The 25,433-nt window shown below is 47.1% G+C and carries 13 protein-coding genes; 7 read left to right on the top strand and 6 right to left on the bottom strand.

All coding sequences use genetic code 11. From position 1 onward, the window contains the following. Positions 1–9 precede the first annotated feature (9 nt). The 6 genes from tsaB (at position 10) to rnd (ending at position 5,671) form a co-directional block, all read left to right on the top strand. Positions 10–711, top strand: coding sequence for a tRNA (adenosine(37)-N6)-threonylcarbamoyltransferase complex dimerization subunit type 1 TsaB (gene tsaB / locus OCV30_RS11140; protein ID WP_065679329.1), 702 nt, complete (start codon positions 10–12; stop codon positions 709–711). A gap of 93 nt (positions 712–804) precedes the next feature. Then, entirely contained in the window at positions 805–1,110 is a 306-nt protein-coding gene (locus OCV30_RS11135; protein WP_009847302.1) for a hypothetical protein, read from the top strand. A 39-nt stretch (positions 1,111–1,149) separates the two neighbouring features. Then, positions 1,150–1,710: a Slp family lipoprotein gene (locus OCV30_RS11130; RefSeq protein ID WP_009847301.1), complete on the top strand. Its 561-nt coding sequence runs from the start codon at positions 1,150–1,152 to the stop codon at positions 1,708–1,710. Between the two features lie 47 nt (positions 1,711–1,757). Continuing rightward, a complete protein-coding gene (locus OCV30_RS11125; protein WP_065679328.1) occupies positions 1,758–2,609 on the top strand; it encodes an alpha/beta fold hydrolase in 852 nt (283 codons plus the stop codon). A gap of 106 nt (positions 2,610–2,715) precedes the next feature. Beyond that, positions 2,716–4,410, top strand: a complete 1,695-nt coding sequence (fadD, locus tag OCV30_RS11120) for a long-chain-fatty-acid--CoA ligase FadD (RefSeq protein WP_009847299.1) — start codon at positions 2,716–2,718, stop codon at positions 4,408–4,410. A gap of 142 nt (positions 4,411–4,552) precedes the next feature. Then, entirely contained in the window at positions 4,553–5,671 is a 1,119-nt protein-coding gene (gene rnd, locus OCV30_RS11115) for a ribonuclease D (RefSeq protein ID WP_032500282.1), read from the top strand. 94 nt (positions 5,672–5,765) lie between these two features. Here the strand turns inward: rnd and pfaD are convergent, their stop codons facing one another. The 5 genes from pfaD to OCV30_RS22910 are packed head-to-tail and all read right to left on the bottom strand — an operon-like array spanning position 5,766 to position 23,542. Then, positions 5,766–7,403, bottom strand: a complete 1,638-nt coding sequence (gene pfaD, locus OCV30_RS11110; RefSeq protein ID WP_065679327.1) for an eicosapentaenoate synthase subunit PfaD — start codon at positions 7,401–7,403, stop codon at positions 5,766–5,768. A gap of 38 nt (positions 7,404–7,441) precedes the next feature. Then, a complete protein-coding gene (locus OCV30_RS11105; RefSeq protein WP_065679326.1) occupies positions 7,442–13,408 on the bottom strand; it encodes a hotdog fold thioesterase in 5,967 nt (1,988 codons plus the stop codon). Beyond that, on the bottom strand, positions 13,405–15,468 hold the full coding sequence (locus OCV30_RS11100; RefSeq protein WP_065679325.1) for a PfaB family protein: 2,064 nt from the start codon (positions 15,466–15,468) through the stop codon (positions 13,405–13,407). The genes OCV30_RS11105 and OCV30_RS11100 overlap by 4 nt, the downstream gene beginning before the upstream one ends. Further along, complete coding sequence (locus OCV30_RS11095) at positions 15,468–23,351, bottom strand: type I polyketide synthase (RefSeq protein ID WP_065679324.1); 7,884 nt, start codon at positions 23,349–23,351, stop codon at positions 15,468–15,470. Before OCV30_RS11095 ends, OCV30_RS11100 begins: the two co-directional genes overlap by 1 nt. Continuing rightward, a complete protein-coding gene (locus tag OCV30_RS22910; RefSeq protein ID WP_081324588.1) occupies positions 23,351–23,542 on the bottom strand; it encodes a hypothetical protein in 192 nt (63 codons plus the stop codon). The genes OCV30_RS11095 and OCV30_RS22910 overlap by 1 nt, the downstream gene beginning before the upstream one ends. Before the next feature lie 527 nt (positions 23,543–24,069). Here OCV30_RS22910 and OCV30_RS11090 point away from each other — a divergent pair. Continuing rightward, positions 24,070–24,906: a 4'-phosphopantetheinyl transferase family protein gene (locus OCV30_RS11090; RefSeq protein WP_065679323.1), complete on the top strand. Its 837-nt coding sequence runs from the start codon at positions 24,070–24,072 to the stop codon at positions 24,904–24,906. Between the two features lie 11 nt (positions 24,907–24,917). Here the strand turns inward: OCV30_RS11090 and OCV30_RS11085 are convergent, their stop codons facing one another. After that, positions 24,918–25,325 carry a thioesterase family protein gene (locus OCV30_RS11085; RefSeq protein ID WP_004736070.1) on the bottom strand — a complete coding sequence of 136 codons (408 nt, stop codon included), beginning with the start codon at positions 25,323–25,325 and terminating at the stop codon, positions 24,918–24,920. Positions 25,326–25,433 lie beyond the last annotated feature (108 nt).

Below are 25,433 nucleotides of genomic sequence, written 5' to 3'. Positions count from 1 at the left end.
GAGACACAAATGAGCGCGAAAATTCTTGCAGTAGATACCGCAACTGAAAACTGTTCAGTTGCACTAGTAATTGGTGACCAGGTGTTCGCACGTAGCGAAGAGGCACCTCGAGACCATACGAAAAAAATTCTACCTATGGTTGATGAAGTACTGAAAGAAGCGAATGTTGCTTTAACCGATATCGACGCGATCGCGTTTGGCCAAGGCCCGGGCAGTTTCACCGGTGTACGTATTGGCATTGGTATTGCTCAAGGCTTAGCTTTTGGTGCTGATTTGCCGATGATCGGTGTGTCTACACTGGCAGCGATGGCGCAAGGCAGCTACCGTAAATTTGGCGAAACTCATGTTGCAACAGCAATTGATGCTCGCATGAGTGAAGTTTACTGGGCTCGTTACAGCCGTGAAGATGATGGTCTTTGGACTGCGGTCGATGCGGAATGTGTAACGCCTCCAAGCGAATTGGCTGAACAGCTTGAAGCGGACTCCAACACATGGGCGAAAGTAGGCACAGGTTGGGAAGCATATGCAGAGCACATGGACACACTAGCGATCAACACCAAAGCGTGTGAAGTGCTATTCCCAGAAGCTCAAGACATGGCGTTCCTTGCTCAATTTGCTTATGCTGAAGGCAAAGCGGTTGCTGCTGAAGAGTCTGAGCCGGTTTACCTACGTGATAAAGTGACTTGGAAAAAACTGCCTGGTCGCGAGTAAATACGTATTACTTTGGCTCTGCAGTTTATTTTGTAGAGCCGTTATTAAAATTAGATACACAATCATTAAAGTCAGGTAATAAACTCTTTAAGCATGGTTTCAATCAACGGCTTACCTCCTTCTTCGATAGGCAATACATCTAAAACCAATCGAACCAACAAAAAGAATGAGGTAAAAAAAGGTGATGCAAAGACCTCTGTTGGTCAGCCAACAAAGGTCGCGAATGCTGTCTCGCATTCTATTCGCCAGGTCAAAGAATCTGAAATTCACAAGGCTCAGATTCAATATGATCTTCCAGAAGGGCGCGGACGACGTGCGATGGAGGAGTATATGGATGTGATGAATCAAGCTAAAAAAGAGGAACTTGCAAAGCTAATTGGGGTCGATATTTATATCTAGCTTTGTGTTTTCATTTATCCTGCTCTAAGGAGCTGCATTATGTATTCTCTCATATCTAAATCTCGCTTATTTTTCCTTGTCGCTTTCTCTACGATGGTGATGGGGTGCTCCTCTTTACCTAAAGAACTTAATGCAAACTCAGAACAGGTGGTAACTGACTACCAAGAGTGGGTAAACACACTACCGGATGCCGGTGATGTTCGTTTGGGTGGCGTGATTGCTAAAGTCACTAATCTGAAAGATAAAACGCGTGTTGAAGTGGTGAACTTACCTATCTCTAGTAGTGGTAAGCCTGATATTGATGCCGAACCAAAAGGACGTTTTGTTGGTTACATTGACGGCTATGTTGAACCATTGAGCTTTGCTGAGGGTCGTTTAGTTACTTTAGTTGGCACATCAAATAGCACTGAAGACGGTATGGTTGGTGAATACCCTTACACTTTCCCAGTCATGAATGTCTACAATCAACGTTTATGGCAGATCACTGAAAGAGTGGTTATTAATGACTTTGCGCCAACTTACTACTCTTGCCGCAGTTTACATTGTCGCAGCTTTCAAACCATGCCTAAGTCAGGGCGTGTGATTCAAGATGTGCAATAGTCGAACCTTAACTCGACATACCCAATGACAGGGACACCATACTATCAATGATTGAACAGTCATATTCCCTTGCGAGCGGGACACTTGCAACACAACAGATTGGCAACCCACAAACGACCGTAACGACGGTCGTTTTTATTCATGGCTGGCTAGACAATTCCGCAAGTTTTACTCAGGTCATGCAGCAAGTCTCTAAGCTTTCTCCAGATACTCACTTGGTTGCGATCGATCTTTTTGGGCACGGTTTCTCGTCGCATAAGTCGGGGAGTTACTACCCATTTCACGACTATATTGATGATTTGCACCAGCTAGTGACCAAATTATCGCCAAACAGACTGGTGCTGGTAGGACATTCACTTGGTGCATTGATAGCAAGTTGCTATAGTGCCGCCTTTCCTGAAAAGGTGTCAGGATTAATTCAAATTGAAGGTCACGGACCTCTTTCTGAAGCTCCCCACGAAACAGTCTCTCGCTTGAGGGATGGGGTACTTAGTCGTCTTCGACAGCGAAGAAAGCCTTCACGTCCTCTGGCAAGTCTTGAGGATGCTATTAAGCTGAGAGCTCACGCCAACCAAATTAATGCTGAATTAATCGCTCCTATTGTTGAGCGAGGTATTGTCGAGTTTGAGAACTCTTGGCAATGGCGATGCGACCCTAATCTAAAATGTGACTCGTTATATCGAATGTCACAGGCGCACGCTGAAGCGATTATGGCGGCTATTGAATGCTCTCAATTAATAATCCTAGGGAATGATGGATTCCGACATTTGCAGCATAATCGCTACAAATCAGCGCATAGTCCTCTGAATATAGAGACGATTCCTGGCGGACATCATTGTCATTTAGAGAGCCCAGAGCTAGTTTCAGAGCTAATTCTTGGTGTAGTTAACAAAATTTAAACAAGTGTTTGAGCCTTTTAGTGCTCATGCACTAAAGCTGTGCTGTAATACCGCAATGATAAAAAGCGGCGAAGCAGTCGTCAGCTGATAAACGAGGAGTAACATCGTGGATAAACCTTGGCTTTCACGTTATCCAAGTGACGTACCAGAAACGATCAACCCAGATCAGTACCAATCTCTCATTGAAATGTTTGAACAGTCGGTACAGAAGTTCGCCGACCAACCTGCATTCGAGAACATGGGATCGATTATGACATTCCGTAAGCTTGAAGAGCGCAGTCGTGCTTTTGCTGCTTACTTGCAGAATGATCTAAAACTGAAGAAAGGCGATCGTGTCGCGCTGATGATGCCAAACTTGCTGCAATACCCAATTGCACTGTTTGGTGTACTGCGTGCAGGTATGATTGCAGTGAACGTCAACCCACTGTACACACCTCGTGAACTTGAACACCAACTGAATGACTCTGGCGCAAAGGCGATTGTTATCGTTTCTAACTTTGCGAGCACACTGGAGAAAGTCGTTGATAAAACTCCGGTTAAACACGTTGTACTCACTAGCCTTGGGCAAATGTTGCCACGAGCGAAAGGTACGATTGTCGACTTCGTAGTGAAATACGTGAAAGGGATGGTGCCTAAGTACGATCTACCGGGTGCCATTTCATTCAGAAAGGCACTTTACAAAGGCCGTCGTCTTCAATATGTGAAGCCGTTTATGGCGGGTGATGACATCGCATTCCTACAGTACACAGGTGGTACAACGGGTGTAGCGAAGGGCGCAATTCTAACGCACCGCAATATGATTGCGAACGTACTTCAAGCGAAAGGGGCATACAGCCCTGTGCTACAAGAAGGCCGTGAATTGGTGGTAACGGCATTGCCGCTTTACCATGTATTTGCACTGACAGTGAACTGCTTACTGTTTGTTGAGATGGGTGGCCGTAACCTTTTGATTACTAACCCTCGTGACATTCCTGGCTTTATTAAAGAATTACAAAAAGTTCCGTTTACCGCGATTACTGGCGTAAACACCTTGTTCAATGCGCTAGTGAATAACGAAGATTTCCACGAGTTGGATTTCAGTAACATGCGTCTGTCTGTTGGCGGAGGTATGGCGGTTCAGCGCGCTGTTGCTGAGCAATGGAAGAAAGCGACAGGTGTCCACCTACTTGAAGGCTATGGTTTAACTGAATGTGCTCCTTTGGTCACAGGTAACCCATACGATCTGAAAGACTACACAGGTGCAATCGGCCTACCAGTACCATCAACAGAAGTTCGTATTGTTGATGATGAAGGTAAAGTGGTTGGCAATGACCAAGTGGGCGAATTGCAGGTCCGTGGTCCTCAAGTGATGCAAGGCTACTGGCAGCGTCCAGAAGCGACCAAAGAAGTGATCGATCAAGACGGTTGGTTATCGACAGGTGACATCGTTAAGTTTGATGACGAAGGCTTGCTGTACATCGTAGACCGTAAGAAAGACATGATTCTAGTGTCGGGCTTCAACGTTTACCCGAACGAGATTGAAGATGTAGTGGCTCTACACGGCAAAGTGTTAGAAGTTGCGGCTATCGGCCAACCTCATGAAGTGTCAGGTGAACTGGTTAAGATTTACGTTGTGAAACGTGACCCGAGCCTAACCAAAGAAGACATTATCGCGCACTGTCGTGAACACCTAACAGGTTACAAGATCCCTAAATTGATTGAGTTCCGTGAAGAACTACCAAAAACCAATGTAGGTAAAATCTTGCGCCGAGTGCTTCGTGAAGAAAACGACGCAGAGCTTGCCAAACGCGCAAGCGAGTAGTGCTCGGGTTTGCGAGAAATTAGCCCTCGAAACCATTCAGGCGCTTAATCTAAGCGAGCGCTGAAAAATGGTGTTAGAATGCCGACAGTTAATGTCGGCATTTTTGTATCCGGCGATCAAAGTAAAATCAGTGAGAGTTTTTGTGGATTATCAAATCATTACCCAAGTGAAAGACCTTGAGCGAGTTTGCCAACAAGCACGTGAAGCCGATGTTGTTATGCTTGATACAGAGTTCGTTCGTACAAGAACCTATTACCCTCAATTAGGCTTAATTCAGTTATTTGATGGTGAAACGCTGTCACTGATTGATCCTATTGCTCTTGATGAAATGACCCCGTTTGTTGGGCTGTTGAAAGATACTTCAGTACTGAAAGTTTTGCACGCGTGTGGCGAAGATCTAGAAGTGTTCCAGAACGCATTTGGCTGTACGCCAACGCCAATGGTTGATACGCAGATCATGGCAGCCTTCTTAGGTCATGGTCTTTCAACTGGCTTTGCAGCTCTCGTTTCAGAGTTTGTAGGCGTTGACCTAGATAAGAGTGAATCTCGCACCGACTGGCTAGCGCGTCCGCTTTCTCAAAAGCAACTCGACTACGCAGCAGCAGACGTTCACTACTTGATGCCAATGTACAACAAGCTTCTAGAAAAAGTGATGGAAGCGGGCTGGTGGGAAGCGGCACAGCAAGAGTCTGATTTACAAGTGGCTAAGCGCATCCGTAAAGCAAACCCAGATAACGCTTACCTTGATATTAAAGGCGCGTGGCAGCTAAAGCCTCAGCAGCTAGCTATTTTAAGACCGCTAGCAACTTGGCGTTTAAAAGAAGCGATTAAGCGTGACTTAGCGCTGAACTTTGTCTTCAAAGAACAAGACCTATGGGCTGTGGCGCGTTTTGCGATGAAAGACCCTAAGCACATGGAGCAAGAAGGTTTTGATTACCGCTCTGTACGTCGCCATGGCGCTAAAATCAGTTCAATCGTTAAGTTAGCTGAGCATACGCCAGAAGAAGAGTACCCTGCGCCAGTAGAACGTTTAATGGACTACCCAGGTTACAAGCAACTCTTCAAAGTGTTGAAAGATGAAGTGAAAACAGCATCGCAACACAGTGGTTTAGCGACTGAGTTTTTGGCGTCGAAGAAGCAACTTAATCAAGTGTTAAGCTGGATTTGGAAGTACGATCGCAATCCTGAAAAGCTGCCAGATGTTATGCAAGGTTGGCGTTTAGATGTGGTTGGCGAGAAGCTAAATAAAGCGATCAAATAACCAACGACTGCAATGACATTTCGATGATTCAAAGAAAAGCGACCTAATTAATGTCGCTTTTTTATTTGGTAAAATTTAGCTAGCTACTCGGCACTTAAGCCATTCTTTGCGTCGGCTTCCAGCGTGCTAGTTCAGGATCAAGCTTGATACCTTGCGAAGTCAGCAGGTTAACACGAGCCAAGTAGGCTGCGCCGTGCATTAGGTGTTTTGCTAGGTCGACTGCATTACGCTGCTGGTAATCATCTAGGTAGCTGTCTTTCGCCCATGCGTTGAATGCGCCAAGTGCCGGGCCTGCCCATACTTGGTAATCCATCTCACGACCTTGTTCGCCGGTGTTTGACCAACGGCTAGAAAGACCCAAGTACCAACGGAAGATCAACGCCATTTTACGTTTAGGGTTGCCTTCAGCGCGTTCGATCTGTTTAGGATCGCGCTCGTTAAAGTGCGCCACAGTCCCTGCCCAAATGTCATCCAGTGTTGAACGGAATACCTGCTTCTCTAGCTTTAAACGTTCTTCAACTGGAATTGCTTCAATCGAGTCGTAACGTGTGTATAGCTCATACAGTTTGTTGGCACGCATTGGGAACAAGGTGCCACGCTTAACCACTTGTAGTTTCACGCCCATTTCGAACATGTCTGCTGCCGGAGCCATAGTCACGTCAGCCATTTCAGTTGTCGAAAGCAGCTTACGTGTGTGTTCGCTCGCGCCAGCCTCAACACACGCTTGGTTGATTGAACCGGTAACAATGTATGCCGCACCCATGTTAAACGTCGCTAGAGCAGCATCAGGTGTACCTACGCCACCACCACAACCGACACGTAGCGGTGTTTTGAATTGATACTGAGCTTGGATTTGCTCTTTCAGCGCTAGAATCGTTGGTAGCAGTGTTACTAGCGGACGGTTGTCGGTGTGACCACCAGAATCGGCTTCTGCGGTAATGTCATCAGCCATAGGAACCAGCTGTGCCAGTTCCATCTGTTCTGCTGTGATTCGACCTTCATCAACTAGAGCTTGCAGCATTTTAGCTGGAGCTGGTTGCATGAACTTACTCGCGACTTCAGTACGGCTTACTTTAGCAATAACTTTGTTGCCGATCTGAATCTCACCTTGTGGATCACGGCTAAGGCCCGCGGCACGGTAGTGAACGATTTGCGGTGTTAAACCTAAGAAGGCAGAAGCCTCAACCGTTTTCACTTTGTGCTTCAAAAACAGCTCTACACTGCCACGCTCTAGAGCGGGTTCGCTTGGGCTGTGAATCAGGTTAAACGCATAAGGACCGTTTGGCAGTGCTGCTTGAATACGGTTGATCGCTTGCTCAACGCGAGACGGGATTAAGCCCGCCGCGCCAAATGAACAAAGAATGCCAGCTTGGCCAAGCGCAATCACCAACTCTTCAGATGAAATGCCGTTTGCCATTGCGCCTGCATAGTAAGCGTATTTCACGCCATGACAGCGACGAAAATCTTCGTCGCCCAAGCTTTGTGTACCGAGTGCAGGAGCAAAAGCGCTAACAGGCTGGCTGTTCGCTGCACTTGCTGAGTCGCCCGATGCAATCTCAGATTTTTGGCTTACGCCTAAACCTTTTTCTGGGTGGTTCACGACGTAACAAGCAAGGCTTAAGTCTTTCAATATTGTCGACATTGCTGCGTTATCAAAGCGAGTTGTGCTCTCTTCGATCTGCCAAGGCCACGGAGATAGCTTTTCGTTATTGATTGTAGTTTGAGTTGTCATACTAAATTCTTTCCTAGTTCTCTGTCACTAATGGCGGCTTATGCTTTATCGTTCGCAGGGGCTTCTTCGATACAAATCGCGATGTCTTTCACTTCGTAAATACGCAGACCATCTTTGCCCAGGTTTGCGTCGCCAACGATGATACGTTTACCGTCTTCGTCTTTAATTGCCGTGATATGTACATCCAGAGACATCTGTTTGTTCAGAGGGTTAATCTGACCACGATATTTCCATTTCACTTCAGATTGGATTTGACCAAACTTCGGATTGCGGAAGCCAGCGCCGAGATCTTTGTTCAGCGCGTAGGTTTGCATTAGCTCGATGATCGCTTCGACACCTAGAGAGCCTGGCATTACCGGATCTTGATGGAAGTGGAATTGGAAGAACCAATCGCTTGGGTCAATCGTACGCTCAGCGTATAGGTAACCCAGACCGTCTTTACCACCATCGCTGGTGATCTGCACCGTATCGATAAAGTTCAAGCGACCGCCAGCCAGTTGGTAGTGCTCTTGCACTTCACCAGTAGCAGAAACGGGTGCATTGAAGTAACGCGTCGTTTTGTCTAGTAGGTTGATGTTTACATCCGGTGTACGGTTGTTATCAACGTGCCAAGGGTGAGTTACTTTACCGTTGTCCAAACCCAGCTGATCTTTCAGGGCTGCGCCTTTGAAGTAACCAAATACCGCTGTACCCTGGTAGAAAGGTACGCCGTCAGTGCTCAGTTCGAAGCTGAAGCTCTGTACGATGTTGGTGCCCATCATTACCGTTGAAAGCAGACGAGAATCGTTGGTGATCGTTTTGCCGCGTAAGTCGACGTTACGCAACATTTTTCCGCTGCCGTCTAGGTTACGGAAAAACAGTTCTTCACCTGGGAAGCCCAGTGTGGTGCCCATGTAGCCTGAGATGAAGCCGTTTGGCTGCAGTGAAATCTCCATCAATACCGAGTAAGGCATTAGGGTCTGGTGGCTGTTTTCATCAAAGTACCATGCATTTTCTGGCACTTCGTATTCAGCGATACACGATGAAGGCTTCTTGAAGTCGCCACGCTTACCGTCGATCTCAACAACACGAGTAGTTAGCTGTAGGTCGCCACACGGAGTACGTGGTGGAATCATGCCACGGTAGATAGAGAAATCAGGACCGAAACATTTCTCGATATCGCCAGTCGCGAATTCGAACATGTGATAAGGCGTGAATGGAACCGTATCGGGTGTGCGGTTCGGGTAATCTGGAGTTACCGGCGCTTCAACGTGTTGAAGAGGAACGACACCTTTGTTTGGTGCCGTTTCTAGGTCTTCAATTTGAGCCATCAATGGCGCATTTGCTGAAGCTTGTTGGTTCACTGCTGGCGTATGGCCCAAGCTTTTATGGTCCAAGCTTTCGATAACAGGGGTCGCGACAGCTGTTTCTAAAGAAGGCAGGTAACGAGTACATTCGTCGTCTTCTTTGATCATCACACCCAAGTTTTGGAAATCAACGATCACTTTGCCGTTGAGCAAAATATCGATGTTAGCTTTTGCGTATGGGCGAGGGCTTAGACCAATCTCAGTCACTTCCATGCGGTAAGTAAGTTCTGCCGATTGTGGTAGAACTTGACCACGACAGCGTACTTGTTGAGGGGCATTTTCAAGCGGTTGGAAACGACCATTTTGAACAAGCGTGTGCATGCCAAGGTGCATCATGAAGAACTGAAGCAGTTGACCACAACCTTCTGCCATCAAAGAACCAGCCATTACCGAGTCATCTTTGAAGTGGCAAGGGAAGTACCAGTGTTCAGGCTCTAGTTGCTTGTGACCTTCAATCAGACCAAGTCCCCATGTGCCGCCTTGCGGTTCAACACGGCTAACCTTTTCGATCATCATGAACTTCTCTGAGCTGAAGCATAGAGAAGGCTGGTGGCTATTGGATTGGTGAGTTGGACCAAAACATTCTGCAATGTTGGCAGTCAGCAGATGACGCAGTTCTTGGTGGTTAAACTGGGTTTTAGGGCAGTGCAACATAGGGTCGAAGCGTTGCTTAGTTGCAAGCTTACGAGCCTTGATTTCATCTTCAGTGTGAATCACACCTTTGCCATCTGCTAGCTCTTCGTCCGTGAAGAAGCCCGCACAGCCGTTATCCATTTTGAGGATCATCTTGTCGCCAACGAAACATTCGTACGAGAAGAAGAACAGCAGCGTGTCGCCATTGCGAGCAAAGTTGTTGATTGAGATATCGTAACGCAGCGTATCGCCACCACGAGGCAAGTCGCCAAGGAAAGTCAGCGTACAATCAAGCAGGCGATAAACACGCTCGCCTTTGTTTTCGAAATCAATGCCTAGGTAGCTGATCAGCATTAGATCACACTGACCAGATTCAACTGCAACAGCCCAAGGGATCTGACCATCAACAAGATACGGCGCATCAACTGGGATGTCGTATTCCGTAGTCATGGTGCTTGGCTTGTACTCGTTAACGGTCGCGTTGAGCTTGGTTACACGAGATACCAATAGGTAATCGGTGGTTGGCAAACGAACGCGGCGCGAATAGCTATCGATGATCGCGTAATCAGGGCCAAATACGTTCGCAATATCGCCTTCAGCGTATTCAACCAGATCATCGTAATCCCAGATACATGGCTTACGGATAGGTTTTACTGGTGCTGGCGTTGCAAGTACTTTGACTGGTGTTGACTGAACCTGAGTTGATTGAGCTTGAACAGGCTGAGCTGATGTTTGCTGACCATTCGTTTGTAGAGAAATGGCATTGCTATCTAAACCAGATGTCACTGCGTTTAACTGTGCTTTCAATAGTGCATCAGCCATTTGCATGCCTTGGGCACGAGTGTGCAGGAATGCTTTGTGTACTTGCTGCGCTACTTGTTGGTTTTGAGCAAAAGCTTGGTTGTGTGGTGTTACAGACGGCTGTAATGCTGCATCCGTATTAGCGTCGATTTGAGACGCGCCATTTTTAGCGGATAGGACATGAGTCATATTGCTGTGGTTACCTGTTAGCTGACTGTGGCGAGTTGGCGCCAGAGTAGGGGATACTGATTTAGGAGTTTCGATGACTGGCTCTACCGCGTTCTGCGCTAATGCTTTCTTCTCTAACTCTTTTTGCGCAAGTGCTGCTTGAATGCTTGCTGTCGTTGGAATAGACGCCACTCTTGCTGCTTGTTTGCCAGAAGCTTTCTGTTGAATCGTTGCTAAGTTAGTCACTGGGGTTTGGGCAATATGTTGATAGATATCGCGACCACCTAATGTCACTTGCTTAACTAATTGACGTTTAGCATCACTCGCCAGTTCACTGCTTAAACGAACAGAAAGTGATTGAGATTCAACACCCGATTGGCTTAGTAGCAGCTGTGAACATTGTCCTTCGCTGATGTTGGCAACAATCGCATTTTTAGAGCTGATATTCGGATTCAGAGGTGCAAGGTTAAGGTTGAGCAGACCGTGTAGCAGGCTTGCCATGCCAGAAGCTGCAGAGCAATGACCCACACGTTGACTTGCTTGAGTCGTCTTTGTGTTCCCTAAACTTAGAGATGAAGACTGATGAGATGAAGACTGTGGTGCATGGTTAAGTTCAAGCAGAGAAACATCGTTCGAGCTGATACCAACTTGAGTCAGTAACTCATCAACAACGGCGTTGTTATTCTCGCTTGAACCAAAAGCCAATACGTTGATGCTGCCGTAAGCCGTATCTTGGTTGCTCACCACTCGACTCTCTTCAACAAGAACAATTGCACCTGCGCCTTCGCCCACATTCCAACAGCCGTCTTGCGGTTGTCCGAATTTTGGAGCAAGTGACACTGGGCTCACGCTGTTCTTCAGAATCACATGTTCTGCACTGCCACTAAGGTCAACGGCTGCAATTACAACGGCATCCATAGATTCTTGCGACATGAGGTTTTGTGCGACATCGATACAACGAGCAACTGACTGTTCAGCGGCTGAAATCGTAAAGGCAGGGCCGTTAAAGTCCCACAATGAAGAGATGCGTGAAGCCATGATATTGCCGATGAAACTGGTGTACTGGTTCAGCTTGGCTGCGTCCATCACACTGTCCATCGCGATGGTTTCTAGCGCTTGGTATTCGTCTTGTGTCAGCTCAATACCCATGTTGGCAAAGCTGTCAGCCAGTTGGCTATGCAGGTTTACGCGTCCACGGAATTGGTGCATCTCAAGCTCTGTTTCCATCGCAACGAGTACTGCAACCTTTTGGCCTGCTACGAGCTTGGCATCTTTGATCGCTTCGTCTGCGACTTTCATCAGTAGCAACTGCTGAGAGATCAAACGGTCATCTTCATTTGGCGGCACTTTGAAGCGAAGGAAGTCTAGATCGAATTGATCGATGTACGCGCCATTTGGAATGCCGTGTAAACCAAACTGATTCAGTAATTCTGGATGTTGGTCTAAGCCTTTCCAGCGTTTCTTAGGCAAGGCAATGAAAGCATCGTTGTTGGTCTCAATCGCGGTGCTTAGCGCATTGATGCTTTGCAGAGAACCGAAGTGAGACGCTAGACCAGTAATGCTTAAATTAGACGGCTGTAGGCTTGGAGACGCTGACTCTAGGGTCTGGTTTATATGACTGGTGTCAGAATACGCTTCAAGCAGTAAGTGTGCGTTACAACCACCGAAACCAAATACAGAAACACCTGCGCAGCGCTCTGGGTTGCCCGCTTTACTTGGCCAAGGTTGAACCTGTGTTGGCAGAGTCTGTGAACCAAATAAACCTTCTGGCGACGATAGTGGCTTGTCCAAATTAATACTTGGAGGAAGTACACCTTCTTTCATCGCAAAGATCATTTTCATGATCCCTGGCATACCTGCCGCAGTCAGCAAGTGACCGAGGTTGGACTTCGCAGAGCCAATTAATGGCGGGTTAGAACCATTCAATTTGTCAGCAAAGAAACGCTCCATTGAGGTTAACTCAACCTTGTCACCTAATGGTGTGCCGGTTGCGTGACACTCAATCACTTCAATGCTGTCTGGTGATAAGTTCGAAGCCTCGTAAGCGCGTTCAAAGGCTTGGACTTGTCCTTTGCTGTTTGGGCTTAATACGAACTGGCCTCGGCCATCGTTCGACAAGCCAATACCGCTGACGACTGCGTAAATATTGTCGCCATCACGCTCTGCATCAGCTAAGCGTTTTAGGACTAAAACCCCCGCACCTTCGCCAGCAAACAGACCTTTACTGTTGCTATCAAACGGAACCGACACACCGTGGTCAGGGTAAGCGTGGAAGATGGAAAAACCCATATTGATAAAGAATGGGTCAGCACCAGATACCGCGCCTGCCAACATCATGTCGGCTTTGCCTGTGTTCAAGTAATCACACGCTAACTTCAATGAATACACTGAGCTTGCACATGCGGCATCTAGACTCAGTTGTACGTTACCTAAACCCAATGCATCAGCCACTAACTTAGAGGCGTTATGTGCTGCAGCACCATTGATAGGATTGAGGTCTTGCGCGGTTTCATTGGTAGGTAGCAGTGAAAACTGGTCATTAGCCAATTTAGCTTGTAGTGCCTTTTCGACTACCGAGTGATACATCGGCAGAAACAAGTCGTTTGAACGTGTGGTTGGGAACGAAAGGGCACCCATGATCACGCCTGTGCGCTCTAAAACATCGGCATTTAAATCAATGCCAGCGTCGACTAACGCCTTACGACTGGTATCCAAAGCCCATAGGAAACTTTGGTCAACACCGTTGAATGATTCTGCTGTTAAGCGGTAGCCATTGTTATCGAAATTGAAGTTTTCGATGTAGCCGCCTTTGTCACAGTAAAAGCGGTCTGATTCGCCTTGCACGCCCTGATAGCTTTCAGGTTTAGCACCTAACTTTTCAGCGCTTAATGTGGTTCGAGAATCTTTTTTATCCAGCAAGTTTTGCCAAAAGTCTTTTGGCGTATCAGCTTCTGGGTATTGGTTAGCAATACCGACAATCGCGATCTTATTGCACTTCACTTGCTGTTTGTTCTGAGCTTGAGCTTGATATTGAGATGGCTTCGATTGAGAACTCATACTAGCTCTCCTTGATGATTCACTGCGCTGCCTTTAGACACACCACTTAATTGCTTAGCGGTGGTGATCTGTTGTTCTAGCCCTTGAATAAGGGGCTCGACAGACAGTGGAATTTGATGAGTAATGAGCTGACCAATGCATTTGATGAGCGTGACAATATCGTCACCGCCTTTGGCATTGGAAGTGATTGTGCAGTATTGGTCGGCTACGTTGTCACCACGATTGATCTTGTCGATCAATGTGCTGGTTTGACGATCGGCACCGACTTCTACAAACAGGCGAGCACCTTGTTGACGTGCACTCTGGATCAACGCGGTGAAATCCAGCGTTGAACAGAAAGTGTCGGCAATCGAAAGGGCGATGCTGTCGCTGTCGATATTGATTGGTGCGCCAGTCGGTAGACCTGCTGCGCTGATAAAGCGGATATGCTTTGGCAACTCGTCGAACAGTGGTTGCGTGTAAAACTCTTGCACTTGGCTATGCTGGCTCAACGCTGGCGTGGTGTGCATTGCAGTAACACGGTTAGCGGCAATGCCACGTTTACCCAGTTTCTTGAGCAATGCACGACATGTGCTTTCACAACCTGCTAGCACGCAAGTATCACCTTGGATGATAGCGAGATAAGCGCGCGGAAACTCTGGTAACAGAGCCTCAATCGCTTGTGCATCACTGCGAACCACAAAGCTATTCCATTGGATGCTTTCGTCGCTGTTTAGCTGCCAATCTTGACGCACTGCGGTGAGTTCACCAGAAATAGCCGTGGTGAAGATAGGACTGGTTTGAGTCATCTCAATCAGCGCATGTGGGTTTTTCCAAACATTTAAGCTGGCCCACATGGAAGCTTCACCCTTGGAGTAACCCAAGGCGAAGTCTGGCTGCACTTTGAATTCATCACACAGCAGTTGTGTTAACAGATAACTACTGCCGACGCCTGCAATTGCCAATTCACTGAGCGACATTTCTTGCGAATCTTCAGCGTAGGTTTTGTCAGCCTGCAGCATCTCTTTCAAGTTACCTTCACGTTCTAAACGAGCAAATAACTGTGGGAAATGGTGGTGATATTCGCGCAACATACCGGGATAAACCGTGCCAACACCAGGGTAAACAAATGCAACGCCACCTTTACTTTGAGGCTTCGGTGAGAAACAACTGCCTGCTGGCGTTTTGTAGTGGCTATTGTCAGCCATTACTTTTGGCAACGCATTTTCTAGCGCTGTGATCTCTTGTAGTGCAGCATCAATTGAAGCCGCCTGAATCACGATATTCGTACCAAGGCCAATATTGTGTTGAGCGCTTTGGAAATGGCTTAGGTTTGAATGCATCAAGCTGGCGATAGCAAGTTCGCGGTCTGCCGCTTCGTCAACGCATTTAAGCTCTGCTCTTAGTGAAGCTAGCTGAGAAACCAATTCGGCTTGGTCATTGCCAGAAACCACAAACATCAAACGCTCGCTGGATAGCAATGGCTTTGGTTCGTGCAAACCGGTCGCTTGAGTCAATATCAGGCTGGTGGCTTTTGGGCTATCGTCACTGAAAGTTAACGCAGCAACACGTGCTTTGTTCGGCTCAGTGAACCAGTAATGGTTAGGTAATGAATGGCTCGGCAATGAACGGCTCGGTAATGAACGGCTCGATATCGCATTAACCATACTCAACAATTCATCAAACTGCAGCGAAGCAGAAAGTGCAGAATATTGTTGTTGATGGCTTAAATCTGTCGCGGGGCGGCGCGCAATATCCAGAGAAAGCTGAACGCTATCTTCGGTAGCTGCATCTACAAAACTCGCTAGATAAGCGTGTGGATGAATCTTATTCTGAGCAGCGGTCAGTGCACTCAACATCAACAATGATGGTGAGTGAGAATCCAAACCAAGCTTAACGACATTACCTTGATTGACTGCCTCAATTGCTTGAGTAAGTGCTTGATTAAAATTGCCATCAACCACAACAGAAACCATTTCAGGGAACGAGGGGAATAAGTCGGCAGAAAGCTCAGCCACGTTTGCTGGCTGAGCTAAAAGAGCGATGCGCAATGGCATCGCTTTATTAGTAGGAACAGTCACTATGACAATTGCTCCTTTTCTGGGTTCTTAGTCGCCTCTTTCTTCGACACTGCTGAGCTAGATTTCGGTAAAAATGCGTCATTTAAGCTCTTGCTGATAGTGACTTTGGCACCTTTTATTACTGCGCTTAAACGACCATCTTGGTGGTAAAGCGAGATATCAGCTTGCAGTGAACGAGCCGTGCTTTTTATTACGCTCAGCTCTAGCCAACCTTGGTCACCATTGTGCATCGGTGCGTAGCAAATAAACTCACCGATTGCAGACGGTAGGCTTGCCGCGCCGTACTTCAATCGAGCCCATACCAGCATGGCTTGCAACAGATAATCTTCAGCAAATGGCTGGCTATCACCAAAACCTTGCTTAGGAATAAATGATCCGCAGTCGCTGTTTTCAATCTGAGGCAACTGGCATTGAGCCAATAAGCCTAAGTCGTCAAAACGTTCAACTGAGGTAATACCTTGCAGTCTTGGTCCATGAAACAGAGTGCCGTCGCTGTATAAAGCTTGTGCCGTTGTTACAGGTGCTGAAGTGTTGGCTTCAAAGCGCTTTGTCGACGCTTGTTGAACATCTTCAGACACTTGCACAGAGGCAACTTGCAACTGAGCTTGATACTGTGGTCGCCCTTGGCAACTGATCACTGCTTTTAGCTGACCTTTTGATTTAGCATCAGAGGACGGCTTCTTAGTGTCTGCAGACAAGACAAGCGTTAGCTCTTGCACTTCATCAGTATCAAAAATCACACCTTTCAGCAGTTTGTAGTTGTGAACGCTAACGTTCACCCCTAACAGTTGCTCAGCGACTTCACGCATCCATTGAATGGCACACACTGTCGGTAACACTGGGTTACCGGCAATGCAGTGATCTTGAATGAAAGGCAATGCCTTAGGATCAAGATTACGTGTCACAGTAATGCTTTTATTCAGCGGACTCTCTGCAAGATGCACAGACTCCGCATTAAGCTTTTTTACAGCATCTTCCTTGTTGTCAGAACCTTGCATGCTAGTACCAACCAGCAGTTGAATGCCAGTTTCGTTCAGCAGTTGAGAACTAAATAGTTCTGCACCTGCTTGAAGAGGAATAACATACACGCCGCGCTCGGTGAACATACGTTTCAGTGCTGCGTTGACCATGCCACCGTCCCACGGTCCCCAGTTGAAGCTCATCACTTTCGCTTGAGGGTAGCGAGCAGACAGTTGCAGAGCCGCTTTGTTTAGGATTTCGTTAGACATTGAGTAATCACTTTGGCCTGTGTTTCCGTAGAAGCCCGCCGCCGAAGAGAACATCGCAATCAGTTTTAGCTTACTGCTATCAAGACCACCAAGAACCGCTTCTAGTCCGCCCACTTTCGTGCCGTAAACCATGTTCAGTTCATCAAGTGTTTTGTCTTGAATGTGTTTGTCAGCCAGTACACCTGCACCGTGGATAAGACCCGTGATGCCGTCGAAATTCGCCAGTGTTTTCGCTACCGACTCATGGTTCGATACATCTAGGCTTAGGTACTCAGCGCTCGCGCCAATCTCGTTGAAAGCGGCAAGTGCTGCGTTGATTTCAAGGCTGCTCAATACCGGTTTTAGCAAGGTATCAACTTTCTTCGGCGTTGGTTTGTCACCTGTTGCTTGTAGGTGAGCGATAGCCGCTGGTTTTAGCTCTTTCTCTTGCTTGCCTTGTGCCCACTGAGGTAGCTCAGCTGAAGTAATATGCTTACTACGACCTGCAAGAATGAAGTGAGACTTACATTGCTTAGCAAGTGTCAGTGCACATTCAAACGTCACGCCTTTAGCGCCACCCGTCACCAGAACTTTGTCGCTCTTGGTGAGCTGAGCACCTGCGTTTTTGGTTTGCGCATCACCTGGTGTTGTCGCAATCAATGTTGCACGACCAGATTCCCCGTTTTCCGCATGGCTAAGGCCGATTTCAACCGTGTTGGTATCGATATCGAACAGTTCGCCTGTGATAGCTTCAGCTAGGTGACGAGCATCAATCGAAGCGTCAGCATCTAATGCACGGCAGAATACGTTTGACCATTCATGGCTCAGTGTCTTAGTTAGACCAGACAACGCGGCTTGGTTAAGTTCTGCATTTGCTAGTTGCTTAGTATCTAGGTAACCAAAGCCACCATCGATACGGCTTAGCGTGAAGAACACGCTGCGACCAGAAACAGCATTCAGTTGGCCATTTAGGTGCTTCGCGAACAAGAACGCTGTGGTTAGCGAAGCTCTTGAGTCTGCATTCAAGTTAACCGCTTGCTCGTTGCTTTGTTTTGCATCAACGATAGCTTGTAGGTGAATGAAGCCAGCAATCACTTTGTTCGACGTTTTAAGGTCTGCTTCGATGTCGTTAATAACCGCAGTCACACCAGCATCATCGACGCTGTTGAGTGTGTAGCTTGCGATTTCACTGTTTAAAGGTGACGCGGCAGAAAGGGCACTACGCACTACGGCAACTTGAATGCCGTTAGCGGTCAACTTTTCTGCTAGAACACCGGCGTTGTGACCATCATCTGTGATCACGACACAAGCGTCTTTTGAGAAACAATCGACGAGTTTATCTGCCGCTGGTAGCTTTTTTAGCGCTACCTCATTGTGTGGAGGAAGTTCCGCTGTCGCTGTTTCTGCGATAGGCGTTACTGATTCAGCTTTAGGAGTCGCTACGGGTGCAGCAGCGGATAGCTTGCTTTGCATGTAGGTAACGATTTCACCAAGCGTACGACACTCAGCTAAGTCTTCAGGATTCAGTTCTGGCAGCGTTGGTAGCTGGTCTTGAACCGTACCTAGGATCTCAACGCGTTTGATTGAGTCGATACCAAGGTCTGCTTCCATGTCCATCGCTAGGTCGAGCATTTCTGCTGGGTAGCCTGTTTTGTCGGCAACCACTTCCATCATTGTTGATTGAACGTGAGCAGGATTTAGGTCGTTGCTTGCGCTTTCTACTGAGGCTGTAGCTGCTTCTGGAGCAGGCGCTGCGTTAGGAGCTTCATTAGCGCCTAGCTTGCTGTTCATGTAAGCAACGATTTCGCCTAGTGTACGACACTCAGCTAGATCTTCAGGGTTCAGCTCTGGCAATGTTGGTAGCTGGTCTTGAACCGTACCAAGGATCTCAACACGTTTGATTGAGTCGATGCCAAGGTCTGCTTCCATATCCATTGCTAGGTCTAGCATTTCTGTTGGGTAGCCCGTTTTATCAGCCACTACGCTCAACATTGTGCTTTGAACTTGCTCGGCGTTTAAACCGTTTGAGACTGCTTGCGCTGGTGCAGATACTTGAGCTGCTGGAGCAGAAGCCGGAAGCTTGCTGTTCATGTAGGCTACGATTTCGCCTAGAGTGCGACATTCAGCTAAGTCTTCAGGGTTTAGCTCTGGAAGAGTCGGTAGTTCGTCTTGAACCGTACCTAGAATTTCAACACGCTTGATTGAGTCGATACCAAGGTCAGCTTCCATGTCCATTGCTAGGTCTAGCATTTCAGTCGGGTAGCCCGTCTTCTCTGCTACCACTTCTAACATGGTTTTCTGAACGACAGCGGCATCTAAACCGCTAGCTGCTTGAACTGAAGTTGCTGCAGTTTGAGCGACTACAGGAGCAGAAGCCGGAAGCTTGCTGTTCATGTAAGCAACGATCTCGCCAAGAGTGCGACACTCTGCTAAGTCTTCAGGATTTAGCTCTGGAAGAGTAGGCAGTTCATCTTGAACCGTACCAAGAATCTCAACACGTTTGATTGAGTCGATACCAAGGTCTGCTTCCATATCCATTTCTAGATCAAGCATTTCCGTTGGGTAACCTGTCTTCTCAGCAACCACTTCTAGCATGGTTTGTTGAACGACTTTCGCATCAAGACCGTTAGCGGCTTGAACAGGAGCAGTTGCGCTTGGCTGTGCTGCCACAGGCGCTGATGCTGGCATCTTGCTGTTCATGCTTTTACTGTTCATGTACTCGACGATTTCACCAAGAGTACGACACTCAGCTAAATCTTCAGGGTTCAGATCAGGTAGATTCGGCATTTCGTCTTGAACGGTACCAAGGATCTCTACGCGCTTGATTGAGTCGATACCAAGGTCTGCTTCCATGTCCATTTCTAGATCAAGCATTTCTGTTGGGTAACCCGTTTTCTCGGCGACCACTTCTAGCATCACTTTCTCAGCATCTGCTGATTGTACTGCTACTGGTGCAGCCACAGGAGCCGGTTGCGCTTTAACTGGCACAGGTTGAGCTGCAACAGGCGCTGCCGCTTGAGCCGCTACTTGTGGAGCAGGAGCGGTTTTCTGTACTGGAGCTTTCTGAGTTGTTGTATTTTGAACCGGCGCAGCTTGAACAGGCTGAGCTTGTACAGGAGCAGTCTGTACTTGAGCTACCGCCTGTTGGACGATAGCTGCTGGAGTAGTTGGAGCTTGAATCGCTGGTTGAGCATTTACTGGCGCAACGAAGGTTGGTTGTGCCGTTTGTACTGAACCTTGCGTCAGCATATTAAGTGCTGAGTTGTTGCTGTGCGCTTGCATTTCTAGGTAATGAGCGTGCGCTTTTAGCGTTTCAGCTTGGTGCTGGTGGAACATTTCCATAGAACGCTGTAGGTTCTCAGGAATTGCTACGCCTGCTGTTGCCATTTTCGCTTGCTCAGACATTAGGGTGTTGAATGTGTCACCGTATTGCTGAGGAATCGCCAAGAATTGCTGATGTACTTCTGCTGCTTGTTGTTGAGCATTGAAGAACGATTGCAGTGAAGATTCATCAACTGTTACTTGAGCTGCTGGCTGAATAGTCGCTGGTGCAGATTGCGCCACTTGTGGCTGCTGAGCTGCTGTTACTACTTGTGCACTTGGTGCTGGAGCAGTTGACTGTTGTACATTTGAAGCTTGAGGAGCAGCCACAGGTACTTCAACGATTTCTGTTTTAATCACTTCTTTTTCCACGATTTTCTCGACTTCAACTTTCACTTCAACAATCTCAGTCTTTTCGGTGACGTTGCCCGAAGCCAATGATTGATCCATTTTCTTACGAGTAGCAGGGCTGATGTAGTTGGTTGCATTCAGCTTGATGTTCATTGGTGATGCCTTTGCAGGTTCAGCAATGTCAGCTTGGTAAGGGTCAATGTTGTCTAATGAAACACCTGCCACACACAGTTGAACCGCAGCTAAACGAAGCTGTTGGTCACTGTCGCCTTTAGGGCTTGGGTTGATACTGATTGCGTAAAGCTCTTCGTTCTTATCAGCCAATGTTTTCTCAACCAGTTTTTGAAGAATGTTCTTCGGACCGAACTCAACGAATACACGCGCACCGGCTTCATACATCGCTTCAATTTGTTCACTGAAACGAACCGATTGCAGCATGTGTTGCTTGAACGCTTTCTTGATCGCTTTAGCGTCTTTGCTGTGCAGTTTGCCCGTTGCGTTCGAGTAAAGCGGCAGCGTTGGAGCGCTAAATGAAGCTTTGTCAATTGCAGAAGCAAATGGTTTTTGAGCGTGAGCAACAAGCGGTGTGTGGAAAGCACCAGACACTGGCAGAGCAATCGCTTTGAAGCCTAGTTCTGTTAGCGCTTGCGCTGCTTGTTGAACCGTCGCAGTTGGACCTGCAATAACCAGTTGAGTCGGAGCGTTGTAGTTGGCAATGCTCACGCCTTCGAATTGGCTGATGCAGCTTTCAACGGCTGGAAGTTTGTCTGCGTCTAGGATGACCGCAAACATCGTACCACTGTCGCCTTGTTCTGGTGTCGCTGCCATCGCATCGCCACGAGCGAAAGCTAGCTGGTAGTAATCGTCTTGCGAGATAACACCCGATGCACATAACGCGCTTAGCTCACCAAAGCTGTGGCCTGCGACCATGTCGGCTTTGAAGCCAGCTTGAGTCATGATGTCGAACTGACCCATAGACACAGTACCAATCGCACTTTGAGCATTGGCCGTGTTGGTTAACACCGCTTCTTGAGCTTTGGTTGCTTCTGGTGTGAAAGTTGGAATTGGGAACAGAATTTGCGACAGAGCCGTTTTCTTGTGCTGACCAAATACTTGATCCGCTTGAGCAAGCTGTTGACGCATCTCTGGGTAGTGACACGCAAGCTCACGACCCATGTTTAGGTATTGCGAACCTTGACCGGCAAATAGTGCTGCCACTTTACCTGCACCATTTTCTGCAATCAGTGCCGACTCACGGTAGCTAGTACCGTTTGGCATCTGCCAATGTGTTTTGGTTTGGCTCTCAAGCATAGAAACAGCCTGAGTCAGTTGCGCTTGAAGGTCTGCTTGGTCAGTTACAACTAAACCAAGACGAGCGTGCTTAGCGTTAACTTCGCGTAGAGCGTGCTGCTCAGCAAGCGCTTCCAGTTTGAACACAGCGTCTGCAGCTTGAGTTGAAACCTGGTTGAGCTCATTGATCAGTGCTTGACGAGATTCCGCGCTGAATAACAGTGTTTGCGGTACTTGGCGCTGACGGTATTTGTCACCGCGAGCGTGCTCTGGCGTGTACTCTTCCAATACAACATGGAAGTTAGTGCCACCAAAACCGAATGAGCTGATACCTGCACGGCGTGGTGTGCCGTCGACACGTTTCATCCAAGGACGCGTTTGTGTGTTTAGGTAGAACGGTGAGTTCTCGATATCCAACTTAGGATTCGGAGCCGATACGTTGATCGTTGGCGGCAGTACTTTGTGGTGCAGTGCTAATGCCGCTTTGATTAAACCTGCAGTACCCGCAGTTGATTTAGTGTGACCAATTTGAGATTTCACAGAGCCTAGCGCAATGTGTTGCTTCTCTTCATTGTTCTCGCTGAACACTGAGTTTAGGCCACCAAATTCAGCCACATCACCCGCTGCTGTACCTGTGCCGTGCGCTTCTAATAGGCCAAGCGTGTGCGGTGCGAAACCAGCATCATCGTAAGCACGTTTTAGTGCTTTTGCTTGTCCTTCAGGGCGAGGTGCGTAAATACTCTTGAACTTACCATCCGAAGAAGAACCGACACCTTTTATCACTGAGTAGATTCTGTCGCCGTCGCGCTCTGCATCTTCAAGACGCTTAAGAGCAACCATGCCGATGCCTTCACCAATCATCATGCCTTTTGAGTCGATGTCGAAAGGTTGAATGGTTTCATTGGTGGTAAACGCAGGTGTTTTAGAGAAGCTCATGTACATGGTTGGTGAGTTATCAGTACACACACCACCTGTGATCATCATTTCACTGCGGCCTTCAACCAGCTCACTTAGAGCCATACGCATTGCGGCTAGAGAGCCTGCACACGCAGCATCTACTACACAGTTGATGCCACCAAGGTCAAAGCGGTTAGCAATACGACCTGAAATTACGTTACCCAATGAACCAGGGAATGAGTTCTCTTCCCAGTGGATGTATTGGTCTTGGAATTTTTTGATCAGCATTTCGCTGTCGTCGTCGCTGATACCACTGCTCTTGAAGACTTTTTTCAAAACAGGGTATTGAAGACGAGCATTTAGGCTTTGAGCGATTTTCTGACCACCGCCTACACCGAGTGTAATACCGATCTTATCGCGATCGTAGCCTTCAGGCAGCTTGGCATCTTCAAGTACTTCTTTTGCAACGATCAAAGAAAGCAGCTGTGAAGTATCAGTCAGTTCTAGGATATTTGGCGGAAGACCGAACTCCATAGGGTTGAAGTCTACTTCTGGGATGAAACCACCGCGCTTACAGTAAGACTTGTCTGGCGTAGTACGATCTGAATCGTAGTAATCTTCTGGACGCCAGTGCGTATCTGGTACTTCAGTAATCGCATCGATCTTTTCGCTGATAAGATCCCAAAATTTATTCAGGTAGCGAGAGTTTGCAAACATGCTCGCCATACCAACGATAGCGACAGGCATATCTTTAAGGCGTTTATTCAGTCGAGAATCGTCGACTGATTCCGGTGTATTTGTCTCGGGTTGGCTCATTATGAGTCTCCACTAGAAATCACAGAAAGTGATGTCGTGTTTTGAGGCTGCGCTTTTAAAGCTATAGAAAGAAAATCTGAAACAGACTTAGGGAAGCGCAGCTGAAAATTCAGGTTGCTGAGTGGCGGCAACCAGATAGAAATTAGTTTTTCGAAGTGCGTTGACTTACGAGTGTGGGGGAGGTGTTTCATGCGCGACGGTGGCATTCAAATGTTGAGGCGATGTCCATTAAAATCCTGTTCAAAGTCTGACTAAACGACAAGTCGGTATCCGCAAAGAAAACGTGTGAATTTGTTTAATGGTTGAGCAGGCTACCCGAGGTGAGTGGTCGATACAATGCTCCCAGAGGCCACTATGATCTGTTCAGACCAGATGAATTTGGCATGGTTTTGATTTTTGTATTTTTAATTTAATTAACTTGTTGATAATTAATGGATATGAGTTGTTTTTTAGTGTTTTTACTCTATATTTTAAGTCGGTGAGATCTATGTCATATTTTTGTAAGTAACATTTAATGGATGCCTCTTGTGTAAGGCTAAGTGTGATCTGTGTTTTAATTTGTTATTATTTTAAAAATTAGTTTTAAGTCCTCATATGAAGGGGGTTTTCCTTCCGTATTCTCTAGGTTCCACTTAATTCATAGGTGAGTTAAATTTGTTCGATTGGGTTGTTCCAATCGTGTTTTGAAGAGTGATTTATAGAAGTGAGTTCGAGTTAAATGAAAACTCCCGTTGTTGATTTGTGGCTATGTTCTCTGAGTAACTTGAATGACCAGCCAGACAATGTATCTCAGCTCAAAAAGAGACTGACGGCCGACGAGATAGCCAAAGTTGAGCGCTATCGAATGCCTTCATCTCAAATTCAGGCCCTGTATGTTAGAAACTACCTAAGAAAGGTGCTGTCTAGCTATTCTGATTTGATGCCTGAAGCGTGGCGCTTTGAATATGGTGAGAAAGGGAAGCCAAGATTAATTGAGAAACAACAAATAGAAACCGGCCTGAATTTCAATATCAGTCATAGCAAAGAACATTTGTTAATCGCAGTTTGCCAGAGAGAAGGGAAGTCACTTCAATTAGGCGTCGATATCGAACATGCCAGAAGCTCGACCAATATCGACTCGATCATGAAGCACTACTTTTCAGATACGGAATTGACGGATTTACTTGAGCTCAGCAAAGAAGAACAAAGAGAGCGCTTTTTCGATCTGTGGGCGCTGAAGGAGTCGTATATCAAAGCGACGGGCAAGGGGCTAGCCACATCGTTGCGAAGCTTTTCGTTCGATTTCTCCAATCTGACGGAGCAAACATTGCCACTTCACGCTTCGGATTTTCAACCAAACTTGCAGGATGAAATTAGATTGCATGGTGAAATCAGCATATACAGTGGAGTTGGGTTGGATGTTACTGAGAAAACCGAGAGTTCTACAGGTTGGCAATGTTGCTTGGGGCGGTTGGATGAACAGTATCGTTTCGCCGTGACTCTTGGTGGTCATTTGTTACCCATGCAGATAGAGATGAGAAGCTTTTCGCCGTCTCATCTCTTTACGTCTATGTAGATAAAATAAAGTTAGCTCGTTTCGCCAAGCATCGCTTTTAATACTTCAGCAGGCACTGGCTGCAGTTGCTTGTCTTTATCAAGGCAGACCATTTCAATATCACCAATCACGGCAGGCTTAGTCGCATCTTTACGCCATACCTCTTGTCGCCATAAGGTTTTGTATTTTCCATCGAGTTCAAAAGAGGTTCGGATGTCGCAGATCTCAGCGAACTCAACCCCATCTTGAAAAGTCATGTTGGCTTTATAGACCGCAAAACCTAGTCCGTGCTCATTCCACAATTCCGCCAGTTTATCGCTGCCCAAGACATGTTCGCGTGCCCGCTCGAAGTATTTAAGAAAGTTTGGGTGATAAACCACACCAGAGTGATCGGTATCTTCATAGTAAATTTGTACTGGGTGATGGTAGATCTGACTCATTGGTATCAACTCTTGGTAAGTAGTGGGACAGTAAATCTGACTAAGTTGTGCAGCACTCTACAGGATAGGTCGAAATTACTTCAAGACATCATCGGTAATGTGGCTTTT

The organism is Vibrio atlanticus, assembly GCF_024347315.1.
In the GTDB taxonomy this organism is placed as follows: Bacteria; Pseudomonadota; Gammaproteobacteria; order Enterobacterales; family Vibrionaceae; genus Vibrio; species Vibrio atlanticus.
The sequence above is the reverse complement of the archived record's forward strand: the minus strand, read 5'-3'. Positions and strand labels throughout refer to the sequence as shown.